15 protein-coding genes are annotated in these 16,857 nt (G+C 76.2%); 6 read left to right on the top strand and 9 right to left on the bottom strand.

Going from position 1 to position 16,857, the window contains the following annotated elements; translation table 11 throughout:
* Positions 1–25 precede the first annotated feature (25 nt).
* The gene (locus GA0070610_RS15960) at positions 26–499 is read right to left on the bottom strand and encodes a cold-shock protein (protein WP_089000773.1); all 474 of its coding nucleotides are present in this window, start codon (positions 497–499) and stop codon (positions 26–28) included.
* Positions 500–671: 172 nt separating this feature from the next.
* Between GA0070610_RS15960 and GA0070610_RS15955 the strand changes: the two genes are divergently transcribed.
* On the top strand, positions 672–1,334 hold the full coding sequence (locus GA0070610_RS15955; protein WP_089000772.1) for a 4'-phosphopantetheinyl transferase family protein: 663 nt from the start codon (positions 672–674) through the stop codon (positions 1,332–1,334).
* Here GA0070610_RS15955 and GA0070610_RS15950 read toward each other — a convergent pair.
* The gene (locus tag GA0070610_RS15950; RefSeq protein ID WP_089000771.1) at positions 1,331–2,740 is read right to left on the bottom strand and encodes an acyl-CoA synthetase; all 1,410 of its coding nucleotides are present in this window, start codon (positions 2,738–2,740) and stop codon (positions 1,331–1,333) included. The genes GA0070610_RS15955 and GA0070610_RS15950 overlap by 4 nt on opposite strands.
* A gap of 216 nt (positions 2,741–2,956) precedes the next feature.
* Here GA0070610_RS15950 and GA0070610_RS15945 point away from each other — a divergent pair, with 216 nt between their 5' ends.
* From GA0070610_RS15945 to GA0070610_RS15925, 5 genes are all read left to right on the top strand, one after another.
* Positions 2,957–3,631, top strand: a complete 675-nt coding sequence (locus GA0070610_RS15945; RefSeq protein WP_172896540.1) for an HAD-IA family hydrolase — start codon at positions 2,957–2,959, stop codon at positions 3,629–3,631.
* A 286-nt stretch (positions 3,632–3,917) separates the two neighbouring features.
* Positions 3,918–4,859, top strand: coding sequence for an ABC transporter ATP-binding protein (locus tag GA0070610_RS15940; protein WP_089000770.1), 942 nt, complete (start codon positions 3,918–3,920; stop codon positions 4,857–4,859).
* The gene (locus GA0070610_RS15935) at positions 4,856–5,593 is read left to right on the top strand and encodes an ABC transporter permease (protein ID WP_089000769.1); all 738 of its coding nucleotides are present in this window, start codon (positions 4,856–4,858) and stop codon (positions 5,591–5,593) included. Before GA0070610_RS15940 ends, GA0070610_RS15935 begins: the two co-directional genes overlap by 4 nt.
* Positions 5,594–5,845: 252 nt before the next feature.
* On the top strand, positions 5,846–6,091 hold the full coding sequence (locus GA0070610_RS15930; protein ID WP_089000768.1) for a DUF5988 family protein: 246 nt from the start codon (positions 5,846–5,848) through the stop codon (positions 6,089–6,091).
* A gap of 19 nt (positions 6,092–6,110) precedes the next feature.
* Complete coding sequence (locus GA0070610_RS15925; protein WP_089000767.1) at positions 6,111–6,491, top strand: VOC family protein; 381 nt, start codon at positions 6,111–6,113, stop codon at positions 6,489–6,491.
* Between the two features lie 93 nt (positions 6,492–6,584).
* Here GA0070610_RS15925 and GA0070610_RS15920 read toward each other — a convergent pair whose 3' ends face one another.
* From GA0070610_RS15920 to GA0070610_RS15890, 7 genes are all read right to left on the bottom strand, one after another.
* On the bottom strand, positions 6,585–8,321 hold the full coding sequence (locus GA0070610_RS15920) for a hypothetical protein (RefSeq protein WP_089000766.1): 1,737 nt from the start codon (positions 8,319–8,321) through the stop codon (positions 6,585–6,587).
* Positions 8,322–8,327: 6 nt separating this feature from the next.
* Entirely contained in the window at positions 8,328–9,770 is a 1,443-nt protein-coding gene (locus GA0070610_RS15915) for a VWA domain-containing protein (RefSeq protein ID WP_157747166.1), read from the bottom strand.
* A 35-nt stretch (positions 9,771–9,805) separates the two neighbouring features.
* Positions 9,806–11,980 (bottom strand): serine/threonine-protein kinase, encoded by a 2,175-nt coding sequence (locus GA0070610_RS15910; protein WP_089000764.1) that lies wholly within the window; start codon positions 11,978–11,980, stop codon positions 9,806–9,808.
* A complete protein-coding gene (locus tag GA0070610_RS15905; protein ID WP_089000763.1) occupies positions 11,977–12,846 on the bottom strand; it encodes a hypothetical protein in 870 nt (289 codons plus the stop codon). Before GA0070610_RS15905 ends, GA0070610_RS15910 begins: the two co-directional genes overlap by 4 nt.
* A 14-nt stretch (positions 12,847–12,860) precedes the next feature.
* A complete protein-coding gene (locus tag GA0070610_RS15900; protein ID WP_089000762.1) occupies positions 12,861–13,943 on the bottom strand; it encodes a transporter substrate-binding domain-containing protein in 1,083 nt (360 codons plus the stop codon).
* Positions 13,940–15,319, bottom strand: coding sequence for a hypothetical protein (locus GA0070610_RS15895; RefSeq protein ID WP_089000761.1), 1,380 nt, complete (start codon positions 15,317–15,319; stop codon positions 13,940–13,942). The genes GA0070610_RS15900 and GA0070610_RS15895 overlap by 4 nt, the downstream gene beginning before the upstream one ends.
* 240 nt (positions 15,320–15,559) lie before the next feature.
* Positions 15,560–16,798 carry a PucR family transcriptional regulator gene (locus tag GA0070610_RS15890; RefSeq protein ID WP_089000760.1) on the bottom strand — a complete coding sequence of 413 codons (1,239 nt, stop codon included), beginning with the start codon at positions 16,796–16,798 and terminating at the stop codon, positions 15,560–15,562.
* Positions 16,799–16,857 lie beyond the last annotated feature (59 nt).

Genomic DNA, 16,857 nt, shown 5'->3' with positions numbered 1-16,857 from the left:
GCGTCCACCCCGTCGGCCGCTGCGGTCAGCCCTCCACCCAGCCGTGCCGCCGGGCGAGGTCCAGCATGCGGGCGCGTACCGCCACGATCTGCGCCCCGGTCAGATCCGACACGGACGTCACCAGCGCCTCGGTGGTCTCGGCGTAGAAGGCCCGCTCGGAGAGCACGTCGCAGAGGCCCTCGTCGTCCTCGGCCCCGCCGGCGGCGTGTCCGCTGTCCCTGCCGCGCGCGCCGGTGACCGCCACGCCGGACCGGGAGGGCGCCACCGCGCCGGCCGTCCCGTTCCGCTCCGCGCCCGCGCCGACCACCCGCACCAGCACGGCCTTGGGACCGCGGTCGGTCCCCACCGCCTCATACTCCACCGGGACGCCGGGCGTCAACGCCCACTTGTCGCCGTCCAGCATGTTCGCGTGCACGAACACGTCGTCGCTGCCGTCGTCCGGGGCGATGAACCCGTAGCCCCGCACCTCGTCGAACCGCACCACCTTGCCAGTGAGCATCGCTTTCCCGCATCCATCCGACCCAAAATCCGCGTGCCCCGCCCGTGGGACCGGGGCCGCCCCAGACTGGCAGCCACCTGCGCGGCCCGGCACCCGTACCCGACCCCTATGGTGCACCGTACCGCCGACGCCGGGGCGGCGCGGGTCGCCGCACCGCCTAGCATCGGCGGACGTGATCGAGCAGATCCTGCCTCCCGCCGTGGCGGTGGCCGAAGCCTTCACGGACCCCGCCGGCCTCACCCTGTTCCCCGAGGAGGAGGCGCTGGTGGCCCGGTCGGTGGAGAAGCGCCGCCGGGAGTTCACCACCGTGCGGCACTGCGCCCGGCTGGCCCTCGGTGAGCTGGGGCTCGACCCGGTGCCGATCGTCTCCGGCGCCCGAGGCGCCCCGGTCTGGCCGGGCGGGGTGGTGGGCAGCATGACGCACTGCGACGGCTACCGGGCGGCGGTCCTCGGCCGTACGACGGCGTTCGCCACCCTCGGCGTGGACGCCGAGCCGCACGCGCCGCTGCCCGAGGGGGTGCTCGACGCGATCGCCCTGCCGGCGGAGCGGACGCGCACCACCGCGTTGTCGGCGGCCCGCCCCACCGTCTGCTGGGACCGCCTGCTGTTCAGCGCGAAGGAGGCGGTGTACAAGGCGTGGTTCCCGCTCACCGGCCGGTGGCTGGACTTCTCCGAGGCGGACATCGTGATCGATCCGGCCGGCACGTTCGAGGCCCGGCTGCTGGTGCCCGGCCCCGTGCTCGGCGGGACCCCGGTGACGGCCTTCGCCGGCAGGTTCCTCGTCGAGCGGGGACTGCTCGCCACCGCGATCAGCATCCCGGCCGCGCGCCCCTAGTCCGCCGTCAGCCTGCTCTTCTGCACCTTGCCGAGGGCGTTGCGGGGCAGCGCGTCGACCAGGCGTACCTCGCGTGGCCGCTTGTGCGCCGACAGGTGCCGGGCGACGAAGTCGATCAGCTCGGCCCCGTCCACCCCGTCGCCCACCACGTACGCGGTGACCTGCTGGCCGAGATCGGGGTGCGGGACGCCCACCACGGCGGCCTCGCGGACACCGGGGTGCGCCAGGAGGGCGTCCTCCACCTCGCCGGCGCCGATCCGGTAGCCGCCGCTCTTGATCAGGTCGGTGGACGCCCGGCCGACGATCCGGTGCCAGCCGTCCGGGTCGACGGTGGCGACGTCCCCGGTGCGGAACCAGCCGTCCGGAGTGCGGCTGGCCGCGTCGGCGTCCGGGCGGTTGAGGTAGCCGTCGAACAGGGTGGGGCCGGCGACCTGAAGTTCGCCCATCGCCGCCCCGTCGGCGGGCAGGACGGCGCCGTCGTCGTCGACGAGCCGCGTACGCACCCCCGGCAGCGGCAGCCCGACGGTGCCCGGCCGGCGCGGGCCGTCCGCCCGGGCGCTCACCGTGATCAGGGTCTCGGTCATCCCGTACCGCTCCACGACCCGGTGGCCGGTGAGGGCGGCGAGGTCCGCGAAGACGGCGGCCGGCAGCGCCGCACTGCCCGAGACGAGCAGCCGCGCCGGACGCAGCGCCCGTGCCGCGTCCGGGTCGGCGGCGATGCGGGACCAGACGGTCGGCACGCCGAAGTACATCGAACCGGTGGCGGCGGCGTACCGCTCGGGACGCGGGCGGCCCACGTGGTGCAGCCCGCTGCCCAGCCGCAGCGGCCCGAGCACGCCGAGCACCAGCCCGTGCACGTGGAACAGCGGCAGGCCGTGCACCAGCAGGTCGTCCGGCGTCCACGCCCAGGCGTCGGCCAGCCCGTCCAGGCAGGCGGCGACCGCGCGGCGGGAGATCACGGCGCCCTTCGGGGCGCCGGTGGTGCCGCTGGTGTAGAGGATCACCGCGGTGCGGGCCGGGTCCGGTTCCGGGTGGACGGTGTCCGACCGGCGGGTCAGGTCGACGGGCACGACCGCGCGGCCCGCGCCCTCGGCGCCGCGCGCCGCGCCGGCCGGGACCAGCAGCGCCGTCGACCCCGAGTCGCGCAGGATGTGGTCGCGCTCCATCGGACCGGCGTCCGGCGGGACCGGTACGACCGCCGCTCCGGCGGTGAGCGCGCCGACCACTCCGACCACGGTCTCCAGGGTCGCGGTCGCCTCGATGGCGACCCGGTCGACACCGTGCAGCTCGTCGGCCACCGCTGCGGCCAGGCGGCGCAGCTCCACCCAGGACACCGCGCGGTCGTCGACCCGGACGGCGTCCGGGCGTTCGTCAGTGCCCTTCGTCAGCCAGCTCAGCAGCGGCATGGTGCGATCCCTCTCCAGCGGCTCGGACCCGGCCGGGCCCGGCCTGGCGCGCCGGCACCGGACGACGGGCGCCCCGGACGCCGGTAGGGTCGGTGCGACGCCGGCGATCCGGGCGGGTACGCCGCGCCGGCGGGCCCGGGACGACGTCCTGACCGTAGTCGGGGCTCCCGGGGGCCTGCCACCCCTACGGGCGGCGTCGGACGGGAGGTGGCACCGGTGACCGTGGACGCGACACCGTGGGCGGCGGCACCCGACGGCGTCCGGGCCGTGGTGCTCGACCTCGACGGGGTGCTGGTCGACAGCCTCGCCGTGGCCCGGGAGGCGTTCGCCCTCGCGTACGCCGAGGTGGTCGGCGACGGCGTGGCCCCGGTCGAGGAGTACTGCCGCCACCCCGGCCGGTACCTGCCGGAGGTGCTGGAGCTGATGGGCCTGCCGGCGGCGCTGGCCGGGCCGTTCGTGCGGGAGAGCAACCGCCTCGCGCACCGCGTCACCCCGGTCGACGGGGTGCCGGAGCTGCTCGGCACGCTGCGCCGGCGGGGGATCGGGCTGGCCGTGGCCACCGGCCGCAGCGGAGTCCGCGCCCGGGACCTGCTCGGCCGGCTCGACCTGCTGCCGCTCGTCGACCACGTGGTGGGCTCGGACGAGGTGCACCGGCCGAAGCCCGCGCCCGACATCGTGCGGCGGGCGCTGCGCCTGCTCGGGGCCCGGCCGGGTGAGGCGCTGATGGTCGGCGACGCGCCCAGCGACCTGGCCAGCGCGCGGGCGGCCGGCGTGGTGGCGGTCGCCGCGCTGTGGGGCGAGTCCGACGAGGAGACCCTGCGCGCCGCCGGCCCGGACGTCGTGCTGACCCGGCTCGACGAGCTGCTGCCGATCTGCCCGGCCCGGCGGTGACCGGCCCGCACCGACCGGACACCTGCGGTGACCGGTCGGCACCCCTGCCTCCGGGGCGCGTGCGCGGCCGGTACCCCTGTCCCGCGCCGGTTCCCGGTCGGACACCCCCGATTTGTCAACTGATCAGTTGATTGGCGCATCGGTTGGCCGGATGATGTCGGGCGTCGGGCGTCGGTCGGCCTGGCGCCGCCCGGCACCGGCCCGTTCCCGCAAGCCGACGCCGCGATCAGCCGAGGGGTCCCGCCCTTCTCGACGGCAACCCGCACGTGAAGGAGGACCACCCCCCATGCCGGTCATCGAAGTCGATCATCTGCAGAAACGGTACGGCGAGAAGATCGCGGTCGACGACGTCTCCTTCACGGTGGAACAGGGCGAGATCTTCGGCGTGCTCGGCCCGAACGGGGCCGGCAAGACGACCACGGTCGAATGCGTGCAGGGCCTGCGCCGCGCCGACGGCGGCACCATCCGGGTGCTCGGGCTCGACCCGATCCGCGACCGCACCGAGGTGCGGCAGCGCGTCGGCGCCCAGCTCCAGGAGAGCCAGCTGCCCGACAAGGTGCGGGTGTGGGAGGCGCTGGACCTGTACCGGTCCTTCTACCGCAACCGGGCCGACATCGACGAGCTGCTGACGGACCTCGGCCTGGCCGAGCAGCGCAACACCTACTTCCAGAAGCTCTCGGGCGGGCAAAAGCAGCGCCTGTCGGTGGCCCTGGCGCTGGTCGGCAGACCGGAGGTCGCCATCCTCGACGAGCTGACCACCGGCCTGGACCCGCAGGGCCGCCGGGACACCTGGGACCTGGTCGAGCGGATCCGCGACCGGGGCGTCACCGTCGTGCTGGTCACCCACTTCATGGAGGAGGCGCAACGCCTCTGCGACCGGCTCGCGATCATCGACAAGGGGCGGGTGGTGGCCATCGACAGCCCCGCCGGCCTGCTCACCCGGGTCGGCTCCGAGCACCGGGTGCACTTCCGTCCCGCCGAGCCCGTCGAGGACGCCCCGCTGCTCGCGTCGCCCGACGTGACGGGGGTGTCGCGCTACCGCGACGAGGTGACGGTGACCGGCACGAAGGACGTGCTCCAAGCGGTCATGTCCGTGCTCAACGAGCGCGGGATCGGCTACGACGCGCTGCGGGTCGAGCAACCCACCCTCGACGACGCGTTCGTCTCCCTCACCGGCCGCTCGGGCCGGACCGCCGCGCAGTCCCCGACCGACGGGAGGTCGTCGTGAGCGCCCTGTCCAAGCTGATCGCCGTCGAGACGAAGCTGTTCCTGCGGGAACCGGTGTCGTTGTTCTTCGTCTTCGCCCTGCCGATCGGCCTGATGCTCGTCTTCGGGCTGCCGCAGCGCGCCGGTACGGCCGCCGACACCGGGCAGCACGCCGAGCAGACCTTCCTGCCGTCGCTTGCGTTGGCCCTCACCATCGGCATGCTCGCGCTCTTCACCCTGCCGATGGCGCTCGGCATCTACCGGGAGCGCCGGGTGCTGCGCCGCCTGGCGACCACCCCGGTGCAGCCCAGCCTCCTGCTGGTGGCCCAGGTGGTGGTCAACCTGGTGATGGGCGTCCTCGGCGCGGTGGTCACCGCGATCGCCGTACGGTTCCTGCTGGACCAGCCGGCACCGGCCAACCTGCCCGGGTTCGTGCTGGCCTTCCTGCTCGGGGTGGCGTGCCTCTTCGCCGTCGGCCTGCTGATCGCGGCGCTCGCGCCGTCGGCCAGGGCGGCGCAGTCCATCGGCCCGGCGCTGTTCTTCCCGCTGCTCTTCCTGGCCGGCGCCTGGCTGCCGCGCGACCGGATGCCGGCCGCCCTGGCCGCCATCGCCGACTACTCGCCACTGGGCGCCACGGTGGACACCCTCGGCGCGGCGTGGGCGGGCGCGAACCCGGAACTGCCGCAGCTGATCGCCCTGGCGGTGACGGCCGTCGTCGGTTCCGTAGCGGCCACCCGGTTCTTCCGCTGGGAGTGAGCCTCCGCACCGTCGTGGTCGGTACGGGGGCATCGTCGCTGCCCAGGGCCGTTCCTAGGGGTGACCTAAGGGTGTCGGGCGAATGTGATCTGGATTACGTTCGGAGCAGAACGGGCGGCCGGTCACCGGACAAGGACGTTCGACCGCGAAGCGTCCGTTCACCCGGCAACGGGTGTCGTCAGACCTGTGTGGACGCCGCCGCACCACGCGGCGGCCCGTCCAAGGTGTGCGGAATGCGACGGAGGTCGTGCCATGAAGGACGTTTCGCAAGCTGATCCGGTCACCCGGGACGCCGCCGGCGTCATCGACGTCGTCCTGGAGGGCGGCCCCGTCGACCTGCCGGCGGACCTGCGCAGCCGCCGGGTGGCCAGGGCGGAGGAGAAGATCAAGGTCCTGCACTACGGCGGGTACGAGCACTTCGAGCGGGGCGCCGCCCCGGGGACGCTCGACCTTCCGGTGGTCTTCCGCTGGACCGGCCGGACCCGGATCGCCGAGTAGGGAAGGGCGCAGCAGTCTCATGAGGGCACAGGACCACCGGCCGGGGCCACACCTGACGGTCAGCGACACGAACGAAGCCATCGCCTTCTACACGGACGTCTTCGACGCCGTCGCGATCCAACGGGAGTGTCTGCTCGACGGGCGCGTCCTGCACGCGGAGCTGGCCGTCGGCGGCCACCGTCTGACCGTCAGCGAGTGGTACGAGGCGGGCATGGCGTCGGCGGTCGAGAGCCGCGACGACGTGCTGACCATCGAGCGGACGGACCCCGAGTCGGTGCTGCGGCGGGCGGTGGCCGCCGGTGCCCGCGTCGAGCCGCCGGCGGACCCGTCGCGCCAGGTGACGCTCCGCGATCCCGCCGGCCTGTGCTGGGCCGTCGTGGGTCCGCAGCGGGCGGCGTAGGCGAGGCTCCACGCCCACCGCCGCGGTGGGCCGAGACCGTGACAGGGCCCGCGCACCGAGCGCGGGCCCTGCTCGCTGTCGCCGTCGCCGGCGTCATCCCCGTGCCCGCGCCCGGCGGGCGTTGCGGGTGCGTACGGCGAAGAAGAGCGCCGCGGCCCGGCGGACGTCCCCCGGCCGGCGCGGGTCCGTGGCGATCCCGTGCAGCAGGTCCCGGTCGGCCCGCTCCGCCGCCAGCGTCGTCAACAACGAGAAGCACTCCCGCGCGCCGTCGCGGCCGGCGGGACCGTCCGGGCCGGCGGACCAGTGGGCGAGCAGCGCCGCCAGCACGTCCGCCCGGAACGACGGCGTGCCGGCCCCGGCGGTGCCCCGGCCGGCGAGCAGGTGCCCCGCGGCGATCGCCCCGTCGGGTCGCGTCAACCGGGCGCGCAGGAAGGCCGGCGCGACGGCCGCCCGGCTGATCGCCTGCAACGCCACGAACCGCGCCGAGCCCGTGTTCATCAGCGTCACCCACTCGTCCGGCCGCCAGTCGCGGGCGAGCGGCCCGGCCGCCAGGTACTCCACCAGGCTGGGCCAGACCGAGGTCAGGGCGTGCCGGTCGGCCCGGAAGAGGTCGGTGGCGAGCAGGATCTGGCGTACGCGCGCGGGCCAGTCGGGCAGCACCGTCGCGGGGGGAGCCGGGGCGTGCGCCGCCGACCAGTCGACGACCGCCGCCACCGGGTCGCCCCCGGCGACGGCGGCGGTGGCCGCCACCTCGACCAGATCCGTGTGCCGGGTGTCCAACCAGGCGGCGACCGCCTCGCCCCCGGCCGGATGGCGGCGCAGCGCCTCGCAGGCGGCGTCGAGGCTGTCCCGGCCGCCGCGCAGCAGGGCGCGCACGAACTCGTCGAGCAGGGCGGCCGGGCCGGGCTGCGTGGCCGCCTCCGCCTGCCCGCCCTCCCAGACCAGCACCGCGACGGTGGCGGTGAGCGGATTGTGCACCGGGTCGGTGATGCGCTGCGCGTGCGTCCAGTCCAGGAACCTGCGGGCGGCGTCGCCGTCGGGGAACCAGCGGGCCGCCAGCAACGCCACGTCGGCGTCGGTGAAGTGCGCCAGGTGGTACGCCGGGTAGCCGTCGCCCAGCACGGCCAGCTCGTCCTCGGCCAGGTGCCGCGTGGTCACCAGGAGCCGCCAGGGACGCGGCGCACCGGCCGGGCCGGGGGAGCGGGCCAGCTCCGCGAGGCGGTTGAGGACGACGGCCCGCTCGTCCGGGTCGGCGACGGCGTCCAGCGCGTCGACGCAGACCAGCCACCGCCGGCCGGGGACGGGGGGCCGCTCGACGTCGAGCGGCGCGCCCTCCCGGGGGTACGCCTCGGCGAGCGCGGCGGGCAGCGGCCGGTGCACCAGAGCGGCCGCCGGCAGGCTCACCAGCACCGGCCCGGGCGGACAGCGCCGTCGCCGGCCGCGCCCGGCCAGCCAGCGCCGCGCCGACCTGGCGCTCTCGTAGCGTACGAGCGCCGTCTTGCCGCTGCCCGGCTCCCCGATCAGCAGCACGTTGCCGTCGCCGGTGAACAGGTCCGCGACGTCCACGCCGTCGCCGGCCGGCGCGAGCCGCGGCACCGCCCGGCGCGGCACGTACACCTCGGACAGCGGCTTGACGTAGCCCCCGAAGCGGTGCGGGTGGACGATGCCGGCGTCCGCCTCGCCGTGCCAGACCGGGCGCAGCGAGGCCCACCAGCCGCGCCGGCCCCGGGCGTGGCGGTGCAGTGCGACGCCCGCGGTGGCGAGCGCGGTGGCGAGCGCCACGGTGCCGCTGACGACGCTGGCGACCTTGTCCGAGACGTCCAGGTCCATCGGCGGTCAGGACCGGCCGGCGCCGGGCCGGTCGGCCGACAGGTGGTGCGCGCCGCACCCCTCGCAGTACGCGCCGGTCTGCTCCTCGTCGCAGTGCCGCCACGGGGCGGGCGGGCCGGTCGGCGCGGCCCGCTGCGCCGGCGGCTCCTGCGGCCCCCAGCGCGACGTGCGGTGGGCCACGACCAGGGAGGACTGCGTGAGGCGGACGTCGATGTCGGGCTTGAGCCGGACCCGGCCCCCGGCGGCGTCCAGGACGTCCACGACGCGGGCGAGCAGGGCGACGTCGTCGTCGCGGCCCGTGGCGTGGGCGAGCGCCACCGCGCGCCCGAGGTGCTCCTCGGCCTCCGGCACCCGCCCCGCCCGGGCGGCCGACAGCCCCCGCTGGACCGCCGCCGCGTAGTCCTGCTGGCGGGTGTAGTACGCCACGCTCTCGTTGATCTCCGAGTACCGCAGGGCGTCCTCGGTCCACTCCACGGTGAGCGGCACCTCGACGGGCGCGGCGTCGGCACCGGCGTGCACGCTCAACCAGCCGACGCGCCGACGCGCCCCCGGCGCCATCGCGTCGACCTCCAGCGCGACGTGGTAGTCGCGCTGGTCGTGCGGGCTCCACGCGCCGACGGGGTAGTCGGTGGACAGCTCGCCGGCCGGCTCGCCGCGCCCGCTCAGGTCGGCGAGCGCCGGGTGCACCTGCTTGACGAAGCGGACCCGGGCCAGCCCGGTGGTGCGTACGCGCAGCCGTACGTCGGGGACCCGCCGGGACATCGCCCGGCCCAGCACCGCCCGGAAGTCGTCGGCGAGCCCGGTGAGGTCCTCCACCGGCACGACGGGGTTGGCGCCGAGCGCCTCCGCGATGCCCAGCAGCTCCGCCGCGTCCCAGTCGTGTACGCCGTCGGCGGAGCCGATGGCGCGGCAGTCGACGGTGAACCGGCCCACGCAGTCGTCCACCGCCGCCCGCAGGTCGGCGGGGCGCTGGGACTCGTTGCGCCCGTCGGTGAGCAGGATGACGTGCCCGATCGCGTCCGGTCGCGTCGCCAGCAGCTGGCGGGCCAGCAGCAGCCACGTGCCGATGGCCGTGCCGCCGTGCGGGGTGACGTGCCGCAGCGCCCGGCGGGCGGCGGCGCGGGTGCTCTCGTCGGCGACCGCCAGCCGCCGGTCGCCCGGGTAGACCATGGTGGCGTGCGCGGTGCCCGACACCACCGCGAACGCCACCCCGTCGGGCAGGGCGTCGACGGCCGCCACCGTGGCCTGTCGGGCGGCGCGCATCTTGGCCTGCGGCGCCCCCATCGAGCCCGACGAGTCGAGCAGGATCACCTCGGCCAGGTCGTCGTGCCGGACGTCCGGGTGGGCCGGTTCCTCGCCCCGGACGGTGGCGACGACGTCGAGCACCGCCCCGTCGGCGGGGACGCACTCGGTGTGGTGCACGCGCAGCCGCAGCGGCAGGTCGTTCACGGGGGACCTCTTTCCGTCGGGGTCGGCGGCCGGGGTCACCACCACGTCACCGGCCGGTACGCGTTGGCCAGCTCGACGAGCGCGATCCGCTCCCGCCGGTCGGCGGTGCGTCGGGCGCGGGAGCGGCACCGGCGCTCGAACGCGCGGCGCAGCGCGTCCTCGTCGAGCCGGTGACCGAACAGCCGCCGGTCGTCGTGGCGCCCCTCGGTCAGGTCGCAGTCCAGCGCGATCCGCAGGATGTGCGCCTCCACCTCCTCGCGTTCGCCGAACGGGGGCAGCTTGTCGACGATCGCGGCGGCGTCGAGCGCGGCGTCCAGCCGACGCCCGTCGTCCGGCGCGTCGAGCAGGATCCGCACCGCGCAGGTGACCGCCACCGTCGAGGCGCGGGAGGACTCCGGCACCCGCAGCAGGGCGTCCGCCGCGCTGCGCGCGTCGGCCGTCGCCAGCAGGCAGCGGGCCAGCCCGAACGCCGCGCCCACCACGCCCGGGTCGGCGTCCCACACCCCCCGGTAGTGGTCGGCGGCGGTCCGCGGGTCGCCGTCGAGTTCGCAGGCCACCGCGTACGCGAGCCGGGTGGACACCTCGCCGGGCAGCCAGCCGTAGACCTGCTCGAAGCGGCGTCGGGCGGTGGCGGCGTCCCGCCCCACCAGGGCCACCAGGCCGCGGTGCCACCACAGCGCCCAGTCCCGCAGGTCCTCGGGGAAGCCGGCGAGCAGCGGGCCCGCCTCGGCCACCCGTCCGGCGGCGAGGTGGGCCCGTACGGCGCGGTAGGTGACCTGTGCGGTCCGCTGCGGCGCGGTCTTCAGCAGCTCGATGAGTTCGGCCGGGTCGGCGGCGCCGAGCGAGGCGAGGAACCCGGCGGCCGGGTCGGTGCCGTCGACCAGGGGCACGGGCAGGCCGAGCATGATCTCCACGACGTCGAGGGCAGCGCGGTCGGTGTGCAGCGCGAACGCGCACGTGGACGGGCTGAACAGAGTGGAGCGGGTCGGTCTGGGCACGCCGTCGGTGGCGGAGCCGACCTGCCGGCGTACGCCCCGGACCTGCTCGCGCATCTCGGCCGCCGAGGCGAACCTGTCCTCCGGCTCGGCGGCGGTGGCGCGCGCGAGCAGCCGCAGGAACGGGTCGAGCCGCGCGGGCACGGGCAGCCGCAGCAGGTCCGCACCCGGCGGGATCCGGGTCACCTCGGTGGAGCGGGGCACCAGGGTCAGCGCGGCGAGGGTACGCCCGACGGTGTAGAGGTCCGACCGCACGCTGGGGCCGGCCGGCCCGAGTCGCTCCACCTCCGGCGCCGTGTAGCCCACCGTGCCCCACGCCGGGCTGACCGTGTTGTCGATGCGGCGGGCCGCGCCGAAGTCGACCAGCTTGATCGGGTCGTTGGTGCCCTGGCCGCCGACGCGCATCACGTTCTCGGGCTTCAGGTCGCAGTACAGCCAGCCCTGGTCGTGCAGGTACTCGAAGGCGTCGAGGATCTGCACGGCGTACCCCAGCGCCTGCGCCACGTCCACGGCGCAGGACCCGCCGCCCGGTCCGGCCGTGCTGCGCGCCTCCTCCAGGGTGCCGCCGTTGACGTACTCCATCACCAGGTAGCCGCCGTCGCGGTCGGACTCGGGCCGCAGCGCGTGGGTGATGGTGACGATCCTCGGGTGGTTCAGCGCGATCAGCGCCTGCCGCTCGGCGACGAACGCGGCGACGGCCTCCCGATCCTCCGGGTTGCGCTGTCCCTTCAGCACCCGCCAGGCGCCGTCCATGTCCTCGTCCCGGGCGAGGAACACCCAGCCGACGCCGCCGTTGCCCAGGCAGCCCTCGATCCGGTAGCGCCCGGCGCGCAGGTCACCGTCGGCCAGCGGCGGGGTGAAGGAGTAGCGGGTGCCGCAGTCGGGGCAGAACCCGGCGACCCGGGGCAGCCGGGGACCCCGGTGCCGGTGGCACCTCGTGTTGCCGCAGTAGCGGGAGTGCTCGGGCACCACCGCCTGCGAGACCACCGCCGTCAGGGGATCGTGGGGCCGCGCGGTCGGCAGCACCGCCGGTCGCTCCCACGGCCGCGACGTCGTCCGGGGCGGTCGCGGATCGGCCTCGGGCGGCCGGACCGCCGCGCCACCCACGTCGGCCCCGCCCGCGCCGAGGCACTCGTGGCCCCACAGCCGGCAGAACCCGTCCTCGTCGACGGCGCCGGGGCAGTTGCGTTGCGCGCAGTCGCGGTCCACCGTCATCGCGTACCCCCGTTCACGGCCCGCTGGTAGGCCCGCACCGCCCGGCTGGCGTCGGTCAGCGCGAAGGCGTCGGGTCGCAGCGCGGCCAGCGCCTCCCGGTAGGCCCGCTCGACCTGCGGGTGCTCGGCCCGGCCCTCGTCGGCGGCCTTCTGCCGGTACGCCTCCAGCCGCCCGGCCAGCTCCGCGTGGCAGCCGCGGCGCAGCCGGCGCCGCGCGGTGTCGGTCCGCTCGACCGCCCGGTCGACGGCGGCCCCCAGCGACCCGTCGTCGCGTTCCGGCTGGACGTCGCCGCGCCACCACTGGCCGCGGCCCGCCGCCTCGGCGGCGCCGAGGCGGTCGAGCAGCGCGTCGACCGCGAGCGCCGCCACCGGGTCCGTCCCGTCGCCCAGCCCCTCGTCGGCGGCCTCCGCCGCGAGCCGCCGCAGCCGCTCGACCGAGGAGCGCAGCCGCTGCGCCCGCACCGTCAGCCGGTCCCGGCCGTACGCGTCGACGATCCGGCGGATCCGGGCCACGTGCTCGCGGGCCGCGGCCAGGATCTCCTGGACGCTCATCGCCTCCACGGTCACCGGCTCGCCGGTGGCCGCGGTGAACCGGACCTGGCACGGGTCGGCCAGCAGCCGGGCCAGCGCCTGCGCGCCCGCGCCCGTCGGCTCCTCGACGCCGTCGAGGTCGTCCACGAGCCGGTCGAGGGCCAGCGACAGGCAGCCGAGCCGGTGCAGCAGGCCCCGGGCCTCCTGCGCGGGCGCGGCGGCCGGGCCGCCGGGCTGCCGGAAGGCGTCCGTGACCAGCTGCTGCACGTCGAGCAGGTGCTCGCAGACCCAGGCGTGCGCGGCCAGGGCGGCGTCGAGGCGTTGGCGCACGGCCATTTCCCCACCGCCCATCAGTCGGCCGGCGCGGGGGTGGCCGGGGCGGGGTCGGGCGGCGGCCAGGCGGTGGTGGCCGGCCCGGGCGAGGGCATGCCCCGGTCCCGGTGGCCGGCGAGCCACCGGTCGTGGGCCTGCTGCCACACCATCGCCGTACGCGGCTGCGCCAGCACGTGGTTGACGAACGCGACCAGGTCCCGGCCGTCGGTCAGGCGGAACGCGAAGGCGTGCGGCTCGTCGGTGAACCAGGTGCAGTCCTCGTCCCGGTGGTGCTCGCAGGAGCGCCGCTCCTCCCGGGGCGCCTCGGTCACCAGGGTCGTGTCCGGGGCCATCCGGGCGAAGCCCAGCAGGATGTTGTCGTCGGTGCTGACGCCGTCGACCTGCCCCTGACGCAGCATGACCAGGCAGTCGACCGGGTGCGGGGCGTGCACCGGGACCGGCCGCAGGCCTCCCGTGGTGCGGTAGCCGGCGATCATCGCCAGCGAGGTGGTGTTCGCGGCGGCGCAGACCCGCCGGCCGCCGAGCTGTTCCATGCCCGCGAACTCGGGCGTGCCGTCGGGGCGCTTGCGGACCAGCACCGTCTGCCCGGAGTCGAGGTAGTCGTTGGAGAACAGCACCAGCCGGGCCCGCTCGCAGGAGGCCGTGAGCGACGTGGCGACAACGTCGATCTCACCCTTGTCCAGCATGGTGAAGGCGCCCTGGCCGGGCGGCACCGCCTTGAAGGTGAGCCGGCTGCGCGGGTCGTCGGCCGGCCAGAGGGCACGGGCCACCGCCAGCATCAGCTCGATGTTGAAGCCCTCGAACCGCTGGCTGCTGGCGTCCCAGTGGCTCATGGTGGCGTCGGACGGGTCCACGCCCGCGACCAGTTCGCCCCGGTCGAGGATCCGGCGCGGGGGCGTCGGGTCGGGCGGGAAGCTGCGGCGTACGGGGCAGACCCCGCCGGTCGCGTCGGTCGTCGGCGCGGTCGCCACCCCCGGCGGCCGGGCGGGGGGTGCGGGAGCCGGCGTCGCGGGGGCGGCGCACCCGGGCAGCGTCGCCAGGAGCGCGAGGAACGCGGCCCGGCGTCGGGTCCGCGTGGAGGTCGGCCGGGGTGTGGTCACTGGTACTCCCGGTGGCGCTGGCGCAGCCCGGCGACCACACCGGCGGCGGCGAGCAGGGTCACCCAGGCGGCTGCGCCGCCCAGGTGGCGGCGCGCCTCGGGCAGGTCGGCGACCATCCGGGAGACCTCCTCGTTGCGGGTGGTCAGTTCGGTCAGCAGGTGCCCCTCGGCGGCGACGAACGCCCGGCCCGCCGATCCCTCGGCGAGCACGGTGTCGACCGCCGCGCGGAACGCGTTGGGGGTCTTGATCTGCCGGGCCGGCCAGACGTCCTCCTCCAGGTCGGTGCAGTCGATCCGGTCCGGTGACTCCCGCCCGGCGGCGGGGGCGAGGCAGAGGTCCCGGTTGTCGAAGTCCGCCTTGTGCCCGGCCGGGTCGACGCTCGCGCCGAGTCCCAGGTAGACGTCGGCCCGGCCGGCGAGCAGGGCGCCGAGCCGCTGCTGGGTGGCGCTCTGCGCGTCGATCGCCCGTTCCAGCTCCGGGAACCTTCGGTCGGCGTCCGGCCAGTGCCACCACGAGGAGCCCAGCATGGCCAGGACGGCGGCGGTGCCCACCGAGGCCAGCAGTAGGCCCGCGTTCAGTCGGCGCCGGGTCCGCCGGCGCAGCCACACCTGGACCACCACCAGCGCGGCGAGCGCGGCCAGCGGGACCAGGATCGACGCGGCCAGCCACGGGCGGGCGTCGGCGCGGGCGTCGAGCAGCAGCCTGGTGTCGTAGTTCCACAGGCCCTGGGCGGCGGTGAGCAGTTCGGTGGACATGTAGTGCGACGCCTGGCGCGCGTACGCGGAGGCGAGCACCGCGCGGGCCGCCGGGCTGCCCGTCCCGGCCTGTTCCGTCGTCGCCGGCGGGCAGGGGCGCCGGTTCCCCGTGGCCGTCGCGGACAGCGGACCGGCCACCCGCAGGGCGGCGCACACCACGTCGCGGTAGACCTTCAGCCGGGCGGCGATCGTCGCCAGTCGGGTCAGGCGGGCCGGGTCGCCCACGGCGTTGCCCATCGAGTCGGTCAGCGTGCGCTCGACCTCGTGTACGGACGCGTCGTAGGCGGCCACCAACGAGGCCCGTCGGTCCTCGGTCGGTGGGAGCAGGAAGACGGCGCTGGCGGCGACGTCCGCGTCGGCGAGGCCCTGGTAGATCTTCCGGGCGGTCGTGCTGGTGCCCACCGCGGTCGCGGCGGAGCGTTCGCCCAGCGTGGTGGCCGACGGGCGGGACTGCACGGCGACGACGGCGGTGGCGGCCAGCGCGGCGAGCAGCACGGCGCCGCTGAGCACGATCAGCGCCGGGGTCGTCCGGAGGACGTCGCGGAGCCGGCCCGTGCCGGCCGGGCGCGCCGGCCCGGCGGACCGGTCGGCCCCGGTCTGGTCCCCCGTGTGCGACGCCATGCCCGTCCTCCCGCTCGCGAGGGCCCCGTCCGGCGCCCTCCTGGCGGAAGGCGTCGCGGACCGGCGGCGGCCCCGTCCACCCCACCGGCGGACCCGCCGGCGGCCGTCGGCGCGGGGGCCGGCAACCGGTCGGGGTGATCACGGGCGGGGGAGGACCAGGGTGGCATTTCCGCTGCCCGGGCGGCACGCGTGTGTCCGGTATCTGACCTGAGCGTGGCCGTGCGAACACGCACGGACAGGTCAGGGCGCCGGGTCGTCGACCTCGCCGCGGGGCGGGAAGGCCAGGGCCAGGGTGAGGTCGAGGACCGTCGCCGGGTCGGTCAGGCGCTCGCCGTACAGCTCGCGCAGCTTGCCCATCCGGTAGCGCACGGTCTGCGCGTGCACGAACAGTTCGGCGGCCACGTCGTCGCGCCGGCCCTGGTGCAGCAGCCAGGAGCGCAGGGTCTCGGCGAGCCGGTCGGCGGTGCCGGGCGGCAGCGACGCGAGCGGCGCGAGGACCCGGGCGCGCAGGTCGGCGAGCCCTTCCGGGTCGGTGCTGAGCACCAGCTCCGCGAGGTGCTCCTCGGTGTCCAGCGCCGGCCCGTCGTCGGCCGGGCGCAGGCCGAGCGACAGGGCCCGGACCGCCCGCTGGTAGGACGAGGCGACCAGGGTCCAGGGCCGGGCGGGGCCGAGCACCGCGCGGCGGCCGTGCAGCACCCGGGCGAGCTGCCGCCGCCGGTCGCCGTGTGTGTCGGGCACCAGCAGCACCGCCAGGTCCTCGCCCGCCCCGCCTGCCGCAAGGTCGTCGCCGCTCTCCAGGGTGCGCGGGTGCAGCCGCGCGAGCGCCGCGCGGAGGTTGGCCCGGGGCAGCAGGACGACGGTGAGGGTCTGCGGCGGCGGCCAGTCGGCCCGCTCGGCGCTGCGCAGCAGGGCCTCCTCGGGCTCCCCGGCCAGCAGCCGCTGGGTGAGCCGTTCCAGGTTGCGCCGCCGGGCCCGTCCGGCGCTGGCCAGCTCGTCGGCGTGCCCGGCCACGCTCGCGGCGGAGAGCTCGTCGATGTACGCGAACATCAGCTCGGCGAACTCGGCGACGGTCGCGGCCGACGACCCGCCCTGCACGGTGGTGGTGGACATCTCCCGCCAGGAGACCCGGGCGCCGACGCGGTACGCGGCGAGCAGGGCGTCCATGCTTCGGCCGGAACGCGCCTCGCCGCTGCCGAGGGCGTACGCGGCCTCCAGCGCGCCGACGAGCGGGGTGCTCGGGTCGCTGCCCTCGGAGCGCCCGATGAGCTGGAGGAACGTGCCGAGCGCGATCTGCACCGCCGTCTCGATCTTCTCGCGCATCTGGCCGGTGAGGGTGCCGGAGTAGCTCGGTACCTCGGCGGTGATGGCGGTGATGGTGCGCTCGGCGAGCAGGGGGAGCCGCTCGTGCAGCTCGCCGGCCACCCGGGCGTCCAATTCGAGCCGGGCCGCGCGTCGCGTGGCCTCCGAGCGTTCGGACATATTGTTCCCTCCGCACAAAAAGCCTCGTCCGGTTCACCTTCGCAGGTCAAGATTTTATG

The organism is Micromonospora echinofusca, from assembly GCF_900091445.1.
GTDB classification, from domain to species: domain Bacteria; phylum Actinomycetota; class Actinomycetes; order Mycobacteriales; family Micromonosporaceae; genus Micromonospora; species Micromonospora echinofusca.
This window is presented reverse-complemented; position numbering and strand designations above follow the sequence as displayed.

What these genes read in the sequence shown, in the direction of transcription:
- GA0070610_RS15960 (WP_089000773.1), bottom strand. Translation starts at nt 499, where the DNA reads ATGCTCACTGGCAAGGTGGTGCGGTTCGACGAGGTGCGGGGCTACGGG.
- GA0070610_RS15950 (WP_089000771.1), bottom strand. Translation starts at nt 2,740, where the DNA reads ATGCCGCTGCTGAGCTGGCTGACGAAGGGCACTGACGAACGCCCGGAC.
- GA0070610_RS15940 (WP_089000770.1), top strand. Translation starts at nt 3,918, where the DNA reads ATGCCGGTCATCGAAGTCGATCATCTGCAGAAACGGTACGGCGAGAAG.
- GA0070610_RS15930 (WP_089000768.1), top strand. Translation starts at nt 5,846, where the DNA reads ATGAAGGACGTTTCGCAAGCTGATCCGGTCACCCGGGACGCCGCCGGC.
- GA0070610_RS15925 (WP_089000767.1), top strand. Translation starts at nt 6,111, where the DNA reads ATGAGGGCACAGGACCACCGGCCGGGGCCACACCTGACGGTCAGCGAC.
- GA0070610_RS15920 (WP_089000766.1), bottom strand. Translation starts at nt 8,321, where the DNA reads ATGGACCTGGACGTCTCGGACAAGGTCGCCAGCGTCGTCAGCGGCACC.
- GA0070610_RS15910 (WP_089000764.1), bottom strand. Translation starts at nt 11,980, where the DNA reads ATGACGGTGGACCGCGACTGCGCGCAACGCAACTGCCCCGGCGCCGTC.
- GA0070610_RS15905 (WP_089000763.1), bottom strand. Translation starts at nt 12,846, where the DNA reads ATGGCCGTGCGCCAACGCCTCGACGCCGCCCTGGCCGCGCACGCCTGG.
- GA0070610_RS15895 (WP_089000761.1), bottom strand. Translation starts at nt 15,319, where the DNA reads ATGGCGTCGCACACGGGGGACCAGACCGGGGCCGACCGGTCCGCCGGG.
- GA0070610_RS15890 (WP_089000760.1), bottom strand. Translation starts at nt 16,798, where the DNA reads ATGTCCGAACGCTCGGAGGCCACGCGACGCGCGGCCCGGCTCGAATTG.